Below are 13,934 nucleotides of genomic sequence, written 5' to 3'. Positions count from 1 at the left end.
CACGCCGGAACCGGGCAGAGATGCCGAAACGTTGCTATCCATGATCCAATTCGCCTTGGGGAAGATTTTCCAGCTTCGGCCGCTCCGCCCTACACCGCCGTGAGCGGTGAAGAAAGGAGGCGGCATGCAAGCGCGCTGCCGAATGGCGGGGCGTGCCGCGCGCCTTATCGCGTTCGAGATGGCTTCAATCCATGGACGGGCGTTCTATCGTGCCGCGTCGCCAGGCAGCCGGAGTCTCGCCGATGAGGCGGCGGAAAACGCGCGTGAAATGGGCTTGGTCCGAGAAACCGGCTTCGACCGCGACCTCGGTCAGCGATCGGTCGCCGGCCGCGAGAAGGCGTTGGCCCCGCTCGATCCTGGCCTTGAGCTGCCATTGATGCGGCGGCAGGCCGGTCGAGGCCTTGAAGGCGTGGCTGAAATGCGATTGCGACAGGCCGACGAGCCCGGCGAGATCCTGCAGGCGGATCGTACCGGCTGCGTGCTCCGCGATGTAATCGGTTGCCGCCTTGAGCTGCCAGCTGGTCAAAGGTGTCCGCCGCCGCGGCGCGTCGCGCCGGAGGCCGAACAGGTCGATCAGCACCGCGAGCACTAAGCCGTCGCCATAGAGATCGTGTCGGGCGTCGGGCTCGGCGCATTCGCCGGCGATGAGCCGCGCCAGCGTCTGGATGCGCTCGTTCGAGAACATGATGCGCGGCTGCCGCAGAAGATCGGGCGACAGGGCCTGTCCGAGGCGTTCGCTGACGTTCGCCGCATCGAAATGCAGATCGAGATGGCGGATGCGCATGCGCTGCTGCGTGCGGCCCCAGACCGGCACGCCTGCCGGCATGAAGCTGATCGCATGGGCGCCACTCCGCGACGACAAGCCGGGCACGGATGGATTCAGGGTCGTCTCGAAAGGGCCGCCGACCTTGTCGAGGATGACGAAGAGGCGCGGATGCTCGGAAACATATTCCCCTGTCGCTCCCGCCTGGCATTCCGCCTGCCAGAGGTCCGCGACTACACCGTTCCAGACCCGGTATTTCAGCGCCCCGATGACACTGATGCCCTGGCGAACCGAGCGCATGTCTGGCTGGAAACCCATCCTGCCCCTCCTGCGGCGGGAAACTTGCGACAAATCGCGTGATCAAAATGCAACGCGAAGAGCGCAACCGCGCCTGCGTGCCCAAGAACGTTCAACGCATGACAGGAACGATCAATCCAGAAATTAATAGCAGTGTTACGTCGCCATGCAAAGCAGTGCCGATATTTTGAATGGTTCTAAGTTTGGGCAATTCACACAAGGCACACTATATTGAGGCTTGAGCTGGCCATGTGCTATAAGCGAAGCATGAATAAGAACTTTGTTCTTCATTCGACTGTTTCTTTGAGTGCGATTCTGTACGGAGCGATCGCCTTCGCGCAGACGGCGCCCGGCCCGACCGTCCAGCTCGACACGATCACGGTCGAAGGCCAGGGCGATGCGGCGACGGGGCCGGTCACCGGTTATGTCGCGACGCGCTCCGCCACCGGCTCGAAGAGCAACACGCCGATCACCGAAATCCCGCAGGCCGTCTCGGTCATCGGCCGCGAGGAGCTCGACGATCGCAAGGCCCTGAAGGTCGACGAGGCGCTGCGCTATACCGCCGGCGTCCAGGCGCAGCCCTTCGGCGCCGACCCCGACACGGACTGGTTCTTCATCCGTGGTTTCCAGGCGACACAGACCGGCGTCTATCTGGACGGCCTGCAGCTCTATTCCTACGGCTTCGGCGGCTTCCAGATCGACCCCTTCCTGCTGGAGCGGGTGGAGGTACTCAAAGGTCCGGCCTCGGTGCTCTATGGCGGCTCCAACCCCGGCGGGATCGTCAGCCTGGTCAGCAAGCGGCCGAACGGCAAGAATTTCGGCTATGTCGAGACCGGCATCAACAATTTCGGCAATGCCTATGTCGGCGTCGATGTCGGCACGAGCGATAAGCAGGGCGTGTGGAGCACGCGCCTGACCGGCAAGCTCTCCGGCGGAGACCAGTACACCGACTATTCCAAGGACTTCCGCGGCACGATCATGCCGCAGATCACCTATCAGCCGAGCGGCACCACGCGCGTCACCGCCTATGGCGCCTACAGCTATTTGGACCAGGTTCATTCCGGCGGCAGCTTCCTGCCTTATGTCGGCACGGTGGTGAACGCGCCCTTCGGCAAGATCAAGCGCGACGCCTTCTTCGGCGAACCCGCGATCGACAGCCAAAAGCGCGTCACGTCCATGCTGGGTTACGAATTCCAGCATGATTTCGGCGGCGTGACCTTCTCGCAGAACGCGCGATACGGCCAGATGCGCGGGGCGCAGCTCGGCCCCTACGGCTATGGCTATGCCGGACCCGGATCGCCATTCGGCAACGGCTTCCAGCCGATCGGTCCGGATTACCAGCTCTACCGCATCGGTTTCCAGGAGAACACGAAGGTCAACACCTTCACCATCGACAACCGCCTCGAGGGCAAGTTCGACACCGGGCCGTTGCAGCATTCCTGGATGGTTGGACTCGACTACAAGTATTTCGAGATCGACCATGTACAGGCATCGGGCGGCGCCACTACGATCAGCGTCACCAACCCGGTCTATGGCGCCGCGCAGGGCGCGAGCTTCGTCTATCTCGATCAGAAGCTGAAGCACCATCAGGTCGGCGTCTACCTGCAGGACCAGATCCGCTTCGGCGGCGGTTGGCTGGCGACCTTCAACGGGCGCTACGACTATGCCGAGAAGAAATCCGTGAGCCCGGCCACGCTCGCCTTCTCGCCGAGCTACGACGATCGGGAAGGGGCCTTCAGCGGGCGCGCCGGCCTCGCCTATGAATTCGCCAACGGCCTGACGCCCTATGCCAGCGTCGCGAGCTTCTTCAACCCCGTCTTCGACGGCACCTCGACCGGAACGCCGGGCGTCTTCCTGCCGTTCAAGCCGGAGAAGGGCTGGCAGGTCGAGGGTGGCGTCAAATACAAGCCGACCTTTGCGGACGCGCTGTTCACCGCTTCGGTGTTCCACATCGTCAAGGACAACGTCCTCGTTCCCGCGCCGACCTTCTTCAACGCCTTCGCCCAGCAACAGCTCGGACAAGTGACCTCGACCGGCTTCGAGTTCGAGGCCAAGGCCAACCTCACCGAGAACTGGAAGGTGCTGGCCTCGCTGACCGCGTTCAATCTGGAGATCAGCAAGCACACGGACCTCTCGCTGGTCGGCAAGACGCCGTTCATCGTACCGGAGATCACCGCGTCCGGCTGGGCCGACTATACCTTCACCGATGGCGCGCTGAAGGGTCTAAGCCTCGGCGCCGGCATCCGTTATGTCGGCAAGTCCTGGGCCGACAACGCCAATACCCTGAAGGTTCCCGGCGCGACGCTCGTCGATGCCGCGATCCGCTACAAGGTCGGCAACTGGGGATTTGCGGTCAACGCCACCAATCTCTTCGACAAGGCTTATGTGAAGAGCTGCCAGGACGTTTCGAGCTGCAGCTATGGCGATGCGCGCACCGTCACCGTCTCCGCGAACTACCGCTGGTAAGGTGCGCGGCAGCGCATTCGAGGCCGCAGCCCTGCGCTGCGGCCTACTGTCGTGGTAGGTGCCGGCGCATGATCGACCACACGGGACATCCGACGCGCCGCGGAGCCCTCGCCCTGATCGGGGCCGCGGGAATGCCGTGGCCGGCGCACGCAGCAAGCCTTCGCGTCGCAACCGTCGACTGGTCGGTGCTGGAGACGCTGGTCGCGCTCGGATGTCCGCCTGTCGCCGCGCCGGAACTGAGGCAATTCCGCGAGATCGCCGTCGAGCCTGCGGTGCCGGAGGAAGTCACCGATCTCGGCCTGCGCGGCACGGTCAATTTCGAATTGCTGCTGCTGTCGCGGCCCGAGCTGATCCTGTCATCGAGCTTCTATGTCGCCTCCGAGCCGCGCTTGCGCCATATCGCGCCCGTCGAGAGTTTCTCGGTCTACGCGCCGGGCAGGCCGCCCTATGACCCGGCGGTCGCAATGACGCAAGCCATCGGGGCGCGCCTTGGCGTTGCCGCGGCAGCCGAGCGCTACATTGCCGAGACTGAGGCACAATTCGCGGTGCTGCGCGAGAGGCTGAAGCCGCTTGCGGCGCGCGCCGTCATTCCCGTCAACCTGGGTGACGCTAGGCATTTCCGCGTCTTCGGCGATGACAGCCTGTTCGGCGAGGTGCTGAAACGGCTCGGCCTGGCCAATGCCTGGACCGACCATACCAGCTATTCCGCGATGGCGCCGATCGGGCTGGAAGCACTGGTGCGTGTGCCCGAAGCCCATATCGCCCTGATCCCGCCGGTGCCGCCCGGCGCGATGGAGATTCTCGCGCGCAGTTCCTTCTGGAATGCGCTGCCCAATCTCCGCGAAGGCCGGCTCCTGCGGATCGGCTCGATCAATCCCTATGGCGGCCTGCCGGCGGCGCGACGCTTCGCGCGGCTCCTCACCGAGGCCATGATCGCGGCGGAGGCGGCGCGTGGCTGAGCTTGCTGCTCGAACTCGCCGCCAGCTTGGCGCACGCTCCGGCATCTGGGCTCTCGTCGCATTGGCGGCGGCTGCGCTGCTCGGGGCGGTGGTGATGACACGGCCGTCGCTGCCAGCTGCGCCGGATCTGGCGCGAATACTGGAAAGTATCCTGCTCTGGCACAGCCTGATGCCGCGCGCCGTGACCGCGCTGATTTGTGGCGCGGCACTCGGGCTTGCGGGGATGCTGTTCCAGCGAGTACTGCGCAATCCAATCGCGGATGCCTCGACACTCGGCATAGCCTCGGGCGCGCAACTCGCGCTCACCATTGCCTCGGCCTATGCGCCCGCGCTGATCGCTTTCTCGCGGGAGGGCGTGGCGCAGGTCGGCGCTCTCGCGGCAGTCGTGCTCGTGCTCGGCCTGAACTGGCGGCGCGGTCTTGATCCGATGACCGTGGTCCTCTCCGGTATGGTCGTCTCGCTGGTCGCGGCAGCTGCGAGCGCGACGGTCATCCTTGCCAAGGGCGAATATGTGCTGTCGCTGTTCATCTGGGGCGCCGGCTCGCTCAACCAGCAAAGCTGGGATGCAGTCCTCGCGCTCGCGCCGCGCTTGGCCCTGAGTGCCGTCGCAGCGACCCTGCTGATGCGCCCGCTCACCTTGCTCGGCCTCGACGAGGATATCGCACGCGGCCTGGGGCTGACCTTGCACGCCGCGCGCCTCGCCGTGCTCGGCCTCGCGATCTGGCTGGCGGCCAGCGTCACCGCCGAGGTCGGGGTGATCGGCTTCGTCGGCCTCGCCGCGCCGGCCTTGGCGCGCGAGCTCGGCGCCCGCACCCCGCGCCAGATGTTGCTGGCGGCCCCGGCGCTCGGCGCCATGCTGCTCTCGATCACCGACAGCGCCGTGCAGCTGCTTGGTTCCGGCTTCAATGATCTCGCCCCGACCGGTGCTGCGACCGCGCTGATCGGTGGGCCACTCCTGCTCTGGCTGATGCGGCGGGTGCCGCCCACCCAGTCGCCGCAGGCGGTCGATACCTCGTGGCGGCCGGACCGGCAGGCGCGTTCGCTGGTTTCGCTGGTGCCCTTGGCTGGTCTCATTCTCGCGGTCGCAACGCTCGGCCTCGTGCTTGGACGGGGACCGCAGGGATGGGGTTGGGCGACGGGCACGTTGTTCTGGGACCTGCTGCCGTTTCGCGGTCCGCGCCTCGCCGCAGCGGGCGCGGCAGGTGCGCTTCTCGGGGCAGCAGGCTGCCTGATGCAGCGCCTGACCGCGAATCCGCTCGCCGGCCCTGAAGTGCTCGGCGTCAGCTCCGGCGGTGGTGTGGGATTGCTGCTGGCGCTGACGTTTCTGCCGACAGGCTCCTTCGCGGTACTGGCCGGCATCGCGGGCGGTTCGCTCGCGGTGCTCATCGTCATGCTGGTCTTCGCTGCACGTCCTAGCATCGGTCCGCAGCGCCTGCTGCTCGCCGGCATCGCCATGGGCGCGCTCTGCATGGCCGTGGTCTCGACGGCGATGGCCCAGGGCGATCTGCGCGCCTATTTGCTGCTGGTCTGGCTGTCGGGCTCGACCAACCGTGCCGGCGAGATCGAGGCCTGGACCGGCCTCATGGCCTGCATCGCGCTGGTCGTGCCGCTCCTGCTCGCCATCCGCTGGCTCGACCTCTTACCACTGGGCGAGGCGACGAGCCGCAGTCTCGGTCTACCGGTGGAGCGCAGCCGCCTTTGTCTGGCGGCCATGGCTGCGCTCGCAACGGCGGTCGCATCGCTGCTGGTCGGGCCACTGAGCCTGATCGGACTGATCGCGCCGCATCTCGCTCGTGTCGCTGGCTTCGCCGGCAGTCGCGATCAGCTGCTCGCCGCCATCCTGATCGGCTGCGGCGTGATGATCCTCGCCGACTGGCTCGCGCGCCTCGTCGTCTTTCCCTATCAGGTCCCGGTCGGGCTCTTCGCCGCGCTGATCGGCGGGCCCTATCTGATCTGGCTCTTGAACCGTGGAGGAGCCCGCAATGGCTGAGCTCGAACTGCGCGCCGATGCACATGTCGCGATGCGCGATCCCAATGCGATGCTGGAGCGGCTTTGCGCGCATTTCGTCGAGCACTTCACCGTAACGCGCCACGACAATGGCGCACGCCTGGAAGGCCATTTCGGTGCTGTGGACCTCTGCTCGCCGGACGGTGTCCTCGACATTGCCGTGACGAGCCCCAGCGAGACCTATCTCTTCGTCGTAACGTCCTCGGTCGCCGAGCACCTTCATGAGTTCGCCGAAGGTGAGCCGCTTGAGGTGAGCTGGCGTGGAAGCCTGCCGCAGCAACCGCGCATTCCGTATTTCCGTGAAGCTGTGGTGCGGAGTGCCCATGACATCACCCCGGCGATGCGCCGCGTTATCCTGACCTGCGAGGATACTGCGCATTTCGAGAGCGGCGGCCTGCATGTCAGCGTGCTCATCCCGCCGCCCGGGCGCATGCCGATCTGGCCGGGCGTCGGGCCAGATAACCGCGTGATCTGGCCGTCCGGCGCGGACGAACTGGTACGGCGCATCTACACGATCCGCTCCATCGATCATCAACGTCAAGAACTCGCCGTCGACGTGGTGCTGCACGATTCCTCACCGGGATCGACCTGGGCCCGCAATGCGAGATCCGGTGACCGCGTCGGCCTGCTCGGGCCTGGCGGCGGCGATATCGTTGCGGCCGACTGGTATCTGCTCTGCGGCGATGAAACCGCGCTGCCCGCAATCGCGCGGATTGCTGCCGAACTCCCTGCGACCGCCCGCGCAGCGATCATTTTAGAGGTCGCCGAAGACAGCGAGCGGCAGGACATCAAATCCAATGCTGCGATCGATGTGACCTGGCTCCACCGTGGCGATGCGCCGGCCGGAACGACCGATCTGCTGCTCGAGGCTATCAAAGCCATTACTACACCGGAGGAGAGGAACCCTTTCGTCTTCGTCGGCTGCGAGCGGGCTGCGGCGCGAGCGATCCGCAAGCATCTGCGCAGTGAATGGAGGCTGCCGAAGGACAGGCACCTTGTCGCGGCCTACTGGCGTCTTGGTCATGCCGACGTTCGCGACCACGGGGACTGATGCGCAGGCGCTTCGCCTCAGGAAAAACGCGCGGCCAGCCCGTTTTGAGATGCCCCCCGGTCGGCGGCTGCAGCGCCAGAAGTCAAAGTCGACATATTCTGGGGGCAGCGCCAGACAGCCAGACGCCGGTTCGGAAGCGCGCCGAATGGCCTCTTCCATCAACGGCCACCCTTGGGTCGTCGGTCCGCGCCAAGGGAATTGAGCGGGAAATCAGGCGGCGGCTTCCTTGGTCGACACGGAAGCACCTCACGGTCGAAACCGGCAAAGCGATTCTTCACATGCCGGACGCCGATGCTGCTGAGTTTGACGCTCTGTCTGCGATCGTAGCTGACATGCTGGCCGAAATTGCCGAGTTGCCCATCCTCCCCAGCGAGGCCGAGGACATTCTCTCCATCTCATCGCGCGAGCGCCACAAGTGGCTCGACGACGGCCGCCTGCAGAGCGCAGGAACCAAAACGGTCAAGCTGCGTGGCCGAGCCAAGGCCGTCACATTCCACGTCTTCACCGCGAGTTTCATCGAAAATGTCCTCGACAGGGGATTTCCGGAAATCTGGCGAGAAGAGGATATCGCGACGACAGCAGAGAACCGGCGGCGGGCAGCAGGGAAGGCGGCTATGAGGCGTGTGGAAAAGCGTTCGGCCAAATCCCGTAAGGCAACGCCCGATCCGGACGAACAGAAAACCGGCCTCGACGGCTGGGAAGAGTTTGAGGCTGAAGGTCTGCTTCGGTGAGGTATGCCGCCCGAAGGGACGGGAGAAAAGCTATTCAGCTATCGCCTGCACCTGTCTGCATGAGCGACACCCTCTCTATTCAGGGCGTCCATGCGGCACAGTGGTGTCCAAAAATCTCTCTATGGTGCGTCCGGGCTGTACCTCCGTTTCACCTCTCCGCTGTCGTCGTAGCTTGCTTCGAAAATCGGCGAAGCGAGAGTGGCGCGAACCTTCAGTGTTCCGGCTCCGCTGTTCGTGAATCCATGACGGCTGCCAGCGGGCACGATGACCGACTGGTTGGGCAGGACCGACATGACCTCGTCCTCGATGCGGATCTCCGCCTGCCCCTCAATAACCTCGAGGATTTCTTCGACGGTATGCGCGTGCATCGGCGCGCCAAGGCCTGGTTGGCAAAGCTGCTCGAAGATGCAGAGCTGGTGCGATCCGACGACGGCTGAAACCCGCATCGAGGTCAGCACGCCCTCTCGCCATTTTTCGAGTTCGGCGTTGGGCTTAATGACGCGCATGCGTTCGTTCCATTCCGCGCCCCCGCGCTACGCTGCAATTACCTCGGCGGCGCCGTCAATGCCAGAAGCCGGCTGATCTACGCTCGCAGCGTCAGCAGGCGGATGTCCGCAAAGACCCTAGCTAGGCATGCCTGCCTGATGCAGAGCGTCGAGCAGCCGTGTCAGAAACCGCTCGTTTCGCAAAGGGTGGCCGGCTCTCGTGCGCTGGATCGTGCTGTTGGGCTGACGCTGCAGCAGGGCGGCGAGTTCGCTGCGGGCCGCTTGCATGTCTCCGGCAGAGGCCAACGCCGCGATGAGGTAGCGCCTTGCCGTCGTCGCCTCCGGGACATTGGCCAGCGACCGCCGAGCCGCCGCGACGGCTTCATCGAAACGTTCGGCGTAGAAAAGCGCGGCGGCGCGGACGGAAAGGAGATCGGACTGAAGCGGCGAGAGCGGATCCAATCTCTCTGCCTCGTCCGCTCGGGCCAGCGCCAATTCAGACTCCCCAGCCCACACCGCGACCCAGGCGCCGAGCCGCCAGGCCTCGGCGCCGTTGGGATTGAGCCGCAGCGAAAGATCAAGCAGCGCGCCGCCTTCGTCATGCTCGCCGCCGAGAACCGACAAGAGATGTCCGCAAAGCGCAAGCACCTGCGGGTCGGCGCGATCGGCGGCCAGCGCCTGACGCGCGAGGTCCAAGGCCCGGGCTCTGCCGGCCGCATGGTCGGGCTCGACGCCGAGCCAGATCGTACTCGCGACGCAGCGCGCCAGAAGCGCCCGCGCCAGCACGAAATGCGGATCGCGCGCCAGCGCTTGCTCCAGCAGCACGACGGCCTCGGCATTGCCTGCAGGCGTGCGCGAATAATAGCCTGGCAGCGCGCGCAGGTAGCAGTCGAAGGCGTCGAAATCGCTGGTGCCCTTGCGCAGCACGCGATCGATCTCGGCTTTCAGCAAGCGTGGTTCGATCGCCGCGGCTATCGCTGCCGTCATCGCCTCATAGAGCGACAGCACGCCTGGGCCGTCACTTCTGAAGCTGTCCTGCCAGACCTGTCTGGATGACCGGGCATCGACGAGCCGGCAGCGCACGACCAGCCGGTCGCCTTCCTCCGCGAAGGAGCCCTCGATCAGATAGCGCACGCCGAGCCGCGCGGCGACGGCCGTCTCTTCGCCGGCTCGCCCGCCGCTTTGAGCTGCCGAGGCATTTGCGATGACGGTCAGCCAGCGGAAGCGCGAGAGGGCGATCGAGATCTCCTCGACCAGACCTTCGGCCAGATAGCTGCGGCTTGATGGTCCAAGCACGCGAAATGGCAGGATGGCCAGCGAGGGCCGACTGTCTGAGGGAGCCGGCGTCGGGAGCGCTTGCGCCTGGCCTTGCGGACTGCACGGGCAATCGAGCAGATAACCTCGCCCCGGGACGTGCCGCAGCAGCTTTCCGTTCCCGTCGTCGAGTGCCCGCCGCGCTTCCTTGACCGCCTGGAAAAGGCTGTCTTCGGTGACGTTGATCCGGCCCCAGATCCGGTCGAGCAACTCGGCCTTCGTCAATGGCTGGCCATCGGCTGTCGCGAGAGCGACCAGAAGTTCGAACGCCTTCGGTCTGATGCCGATCTCGCCGCCGTCCCGGCCGAGCAATCGCCCTCGCGCCGGCTCCAGCACGAAGCCGTCGAAGCCGATCACGGCTCGCTGGCCGCCGCCGGACCCGGTGCTCGACTGATCTTCGGTCATCGGCGAATTTCAGCACAGCTTCAGCGCGCTGTCAGGACGCGAACGCGGCGTCGACGGATGATGGCGGCATCGCAACCGATCGAGGATGTCGACCATGACCCCGACTATGAGCCCATCCCAGCCGTCACGGCGCGCCCCGCGGCCGATGATGTCCCGCCGCGGCGTCGTCGCCACCCTCTGCGCCATGCCGGCCTTCGGCGCGATCTCCCATGCCCAGGGCGTCTGGCCGGACCGGCCGGTTCGCATCCTGCTCGGGCAGCCGGCCGGCTCGGGCTCCGACCCGGTGGCGCGCGGCCTCGCCCCGCATCTCGCAGCGGCCTTCGGCAAGCCTTTCGTCGTTGAGAACATGCCCGGCGCCGGCGGCGTCGTCGCCGCTGCGGCTGTGGCCCACGCGGACGACGGTCATACGCTCGGCCTCGTGCTCGGCGGACCGACCACCACCGCCAAGGCGATGAACCCGAACCTGTCCTATGATCCGGCGACCGCCTTTCGTCCGATCAGCCTGCTCAACCGCTCTCCCTTCGTCCTCACGGCCCATGCGGGCAGTTTCGGCGCAGGCGCGCGCTTCGCCGATGTCGTCGATCATGTCCGCGCCCATCCCGGCCAGCTTTCCTATGCGTCGATCGGCACCGGCACCGTGACCCATCTCGCCATGGAGGAGCTGAAGGCAGCGCTCGGACTCGACATCGTCCATGTGCCCTATCGCGGCTTCCCGCAGGCGAGCCTGGATCTCGTCGCAGGACGCTGCCATCTGATGTTCAACGTCGTCGCGGCTGCAGCGGAGCATATCGCGGCAGGGACGCTGATCGGCGTGGCCCAGACCGGTGCGGGCCGGACAGGTTCGCTGCCGGACATCCCGACCTTACAGGAACTGCAAGCCCCCGGCGCACCGTTCTTCGGCTGGTCGGGCATGATCGCGCCTGCGAGCTTTCCGGACGAAACCGCGCGACGAATCGCTGCCGTCGTGCGCGCGGCATTCGCCGCCGATCCGAAGGCGCGAGGCGGGCTCGACCGCACAGGCAGCGAAGTCCTCGGCACCGACCCCGATGAGCTCCGGACGCTGCAGGAGAGCGAGGCGAGGCGCTGGAATGCCGTCATCGCGCGGCTCGGCCTGCGCATCTCCGACTGACCGGCACGAAAGTCGTGAGTTCGAGGAGAAAGATCATGGTAACCACCGAATCGGCCATCATGTTCGCCTTTCTGCTCACCAACTTCGCCCGGGTGCTCGCCTATCTCCCGCAGATCATCGCCATCGCCCGCGACGAGGGGCGGGCGAAGGCGGTATCCGGCTCGACCTGGAGCCTGTTCTTCGTCGCGAACCTGTCCTCGGCCCTCTATGCGGGCCTTCTGAGCGGGGACAGCACGATGATGGTCGCCTTCGCCGCGAACGCCGCCTGCTGCGCCGCGATCGTGGCAACCCTGTGCTGGAAGCGACGAATGGTCAGGCGCGTTCTCGATCTGCCGCGTCGCTAAAGCTCATGTCACGAATGCCCGGTTCCGAACGCTCGACACATGTCCGCAACTGGTGCCGAGGGGCAAACGCGGATGGTAGCCACCTCAGTCACGTAGAGATGAATCCCAATCGCGCGATGCCATGCCACGCGGAACTTGGAGCGGAGGGCGTCCCTCGGCGAGGATCGTCACGATGCCGTGTGATCCGCTCGACGACGACATTCTGTGGGATAGCTTCGGTAACACTGCAGTTGAACCGGAGGCTCGTGGCCTTGGCTGGCGGGCTACCAACTGGATCCATGGAGCACGCGATGCTGCCCCTTTCGACGACACGCCGCGGCCTGCTCGCTTCAGGCGCCGCCTTCGGTGCGGCGGCGCTGACCGCGGGAGCGCCGGCGATCATTCGGCCGGCGCAGGCCCAAGCTTTGGCACCGACGGACTCGATGCGCGGCGGCGCCAATAATTACCGGCCTGGCGCGCCTATCGTGCAGCGCATCGGCAATGGGGGCTTCTGGATGTCCGGTACGGTGCGCCGGGCCGGAGACGGCGTGCCGCTTCCTGGTGTTCGCATCCAGATCTGGGCCCATACTACGGAAGGCTACGAGACCGATGCGCAAAGCCACGGTGCGACGCTATCCGATGCCAACGGTGTCTTTCGTCTTGAGATGCCGCAGATCATCCCGGCCTTCGGACAGGCGCACGGTCACCTCGCTTATGACGACACCGCCTTCAAGACCGTGTTCCTGCGCCCGGTGATGCAGAGTTCCCGGGACAAGAGCCTGGAGGCCGACTTCGTGCTCCAGCCTGCGTGAAACGTATGGCGCGGATGAGGGCGGCCCTGATTTGGGCCGTGGTCACGGGCTCGATCGTTGTTTCGTTCGCCGCCGCTGCAACGAGCCCGCTGCTCGCCTGGCGTGGGCCGGTTTATGTCGTGGCCGGTTTCGCCGGCGTCTTGTCGCTTGCGCTCGTTCTGCTGCAGCCTCTGCTCGCGGCGGGATACCTGTCGGGGCTCTCGATCGGGCGCGGGCGTCAGGTGCATCGCTGGTTCGGTGCGGCACTCGTTGCGGCGATCATCATTCACGTCGCCGGGCTGTGGTTGACCAGCCCGCCTGACGTCGTCGACGCGCTACTCTTCGATTCGCCGACGCCATTTTCTGCCTGGGGGGTCGTCGCCATGTGGGCCGCCTTCGCCGCGGCGCTGCTCGCCGCTCTGCGCCGACCCCTGCGCATCAGGCCGCGGCTATTTCGTCTCGGCCATACGGTGCTCGTGGTGTTGGTCGTGCTGGGTGGGGTCGTCCACGCGTTGCTGATCGACGGAACGATGGAAAGCGTCTCTAAGCTCGTGCTCTGTGCGCTGGTCGTCGCGACCACCGCGGTCGCGCTGTTCAACCTCCGCGCCTGGACGGTGCTGACACGACGAAAACGGTAGGACCTGTTGCCATGATCCTGAAGGACATGCTCTCCGAGAAAGATTTCTCCCGACCCTCACCCGACATCTTGTAGTCGCCAAAAGGCACCCCGATGATGTGAGGCCGCGCGTCGTTGACGCAGACATAGCCGCTCTAGATCGCCGACGGCACGCTGGGCGTTGCTCAAGTTAGTTGTGAAAAGCGGCGCCGGTCAGGCTGCACTCGACCGAGTTGACGTCGTTGAGCATCGCCTACTCGTCCGACCACCTGAAGACTGGATTGGTCCGAACACCTCTTCGCGGGCAATGCTCATGCTCATAGCAACACCCGCTAGGACGGTGGCGTTGGAGGTAGAGGCCGCCGTCCAGCCTAGGGTCTCGGGGTAAGTCGCCTCCGTAGGCGAGCTTGCGCTCGGAGCGGATGTCGAAGCAGTAGCTGAGCCTAGAGGAAGCGCGCCTCGTGCATCCCTGCTCGATCGATCTGGAGGTATCGAACTGCGGTTTTCCGGTCGGCAAGGCCGGGGCCGTTCTCGCTGAGTTCGGCGCCTGTCTCCCCTGCGAACCTATCCCGCCGAAGTGCGTTTGAAACTCGCCA

Annotated in this window: 12 protein-coding genes; 9 read left to right on the top strand and 3 right to left on the bottom strand. The window is 65.6% G+C overall.

The window, feature by feature from the left end; genetic code table 11:
• Window positions 1-184: 184 nt before the first annotated feature.
• Window positions 185-1,081 (bottom strand): helix-turn-helix domain-containing protein, encoded by an 897-nt coding sequence (locus tag JHD80_RS03395; RefSeq protein ID WP_199084966.1) that lies wholly within the window; start codon window positions 1,079-1,081, stop codon window positions 185-187.
• Between the two features lie 228 nt (window positions 1,082-1,309).
• Here JHD80_RS03395 and JHD80_RS03390 point away from each other — a divergent pair, with 228 nt between their 5' ends.
• The 5 genes from JHD80_RS03390 to JHD80_RS03370 all read left to right on the top strand — a co-directional run bounded on the left by JHD80_RS03390 (window position 1,310) and on the right by JHD80_RS03370 (window position 8,275).
• Complete coding sequence (locus JHD80_RS03390) at window positions 1,310-3,526, top strand: TonB-dependent siderophore receptor (RefSeq protein WP_199084965.1); 2,217 nt, start codon at window positions 1,310-1,312, stop codon at window positions 3,524-3,526.
• A gap of 68 nt (window positions 3,527-3,594) precedes the next feature.
• Complete coding sequence (locus JHD80_RS03385) at window positions 3,595-4,485, top strand: ABC transporter substrate-binding protein (RefSeq protein ID WP_199084964.1); 891 nt, start codon at window positions 3,595-3,597, stop codon at window positions 4,483-4,485.
• A complete protein-coding gene (fhuB, locus tag JHD80_RS03380) occupies window positions 4,478-6,475 on the top strand; it encodes a Fe(3+)-hydroxamate ABC transporter permease FhuB (RefSeq protein ID WP_349237200.1) in 1,998 nt (665 codons plus the stop codon). Before JHD80_RS03385 ends, fhuB begins: the two co-directional genes overlap by 8 nt.
• Window positions 6,468-7,544: a siderophore-interacting protein gene (locus JHD80_RS03375; RefSeq protein ID WP_199084963.1), complete on the top strand. Its 1,077-nt coding sequence runs from the start codon at window positions 6,468-6,470 to the stop codon at window positions 7,542-7,544. The genes fhuB and JHD80_RS03375 overlap by 8 nt, the downstream gene beginning before the upstream one ends.
• A gap of 278 nt (window positions 7,545-7,822) precedes the next feature.
• Window positions 7,823-8,275 carry a hypothetical protein gene (locus tag JHD80_RS03370; RefSeq protein ID WP_349237199.1) on the top strand — a complete coding sequence of 151 codons (453 nt, stop codon included), beginning with the start codon at window positions 7,823-7,825 and terminating at the stop codon, window positions 8,273-8,275.
• Between the two features lie 119 nt (window positions 8,276-8,394).
• Here JHD80_RS03370 and JHD80_RS03365 read toward each other — a convergent pair whose 3' ends face one another.
• Together JHD80_RS03365 and JHD80_RS03360 are read right to left on the bottom strand one after the other, a co-directional pair.
• On the bottom strand, window positions 8,395-8,781 hold the full coding sequence (locus JHD80_RS03365; protein ID WP_199084962.1) for a cupin domain-containing protein: 387 nt from the start codon (window positions 8,779-8,781) through the stop codon (window positions 8,395-8,397).
• A gap of 117 nt (window positions 8,782-8,898) precedes the next feature.
• Complete coding sequence (locus tag JHD80_RS03360; protein WP_210339791.1) at window positions 8,899-10,386, bottom strand: winged helix-turn-helix domain-containing protein; 1,488 nt, start codon at window positions 10,384-10,386, stop codon at window positions 8,899-8,901.
• Between the two features lie 187 nt (window positions 10,387-10,573).
• Between JHD80_RS03360 and JHD80_RS03355 the strand changes: the two genes are divergently transcribed.
• From JHD80_RS03355 to JHD80_RS03340, 4 genes are all read left to right on the top strand, one after another.
• On the top strand, window positions 10,574-11,608 hold the full coding sequence (locus tag JHD80_RS03355; RefSeq protein WP_199084960.1) for a Bug family tripartite tricarboxylate transporter substrate binding protein: 1,035 nt from the start codon (window positions 10,574-10,576) through the stop codon (window positions 11,606-11,608).
• 35 nt (window positions 11,609-11,643) lie between these two features.
• On the top strand, window positions 11,644-11,952 hold the full coding sequence (locus JHD80_RS03350; RefSeq protein ID WP_199084959.1) for a hypothetical protein: 309 nt from the start codon (window positions 11,644-11,646) through the stop codon (window positions 11,950-11,952).
• Window positions 11,953-12,242: 290 nt separating this feature from the next.
• Window positions 12,243-12,743: a peptidase associated/transthyretin-like domain-containing protein gene (locus tag JHD80_RS03345; protein ID WP_199084958.1), complete on the top strand. Its 501-nt coding sequence runs from the start codon at window positions 12,243-12,245 to the stop codon at window positions 12,741-12,743.
• A gap of 5 nt (window positions 12,744-12,748) precedes the next feature.
• Window positions 12,749-13,360: a ferric reductase-like transmembrane domain-containing protein gene (locus JHD80_RS03340; protein ID WP_199084957.1), complete on the top strand. Its 612-nt coding sequence runs from the start codon at window positions 12,749-12,751 to the stop codon at window positions 13,358-13,360.
• Window positions 13,361-13,934: the final 574 nt, after the last annotated feature.

Source organism: Allobosea sp. ASV33 (assembly GCF_016428755.1).
In the GTDB taxonomy this organism is placed as follows: domain Bacteria; phylum Pseudomonadota; class Alphaproteobacteria; order Rhizobiales; family Beijerinckiaceae; genus Allobosea.
Note: the sequence above shows the minus strand (reverse complement) of the source record. Positions and strands in the feature narration are given on the sequence as shown.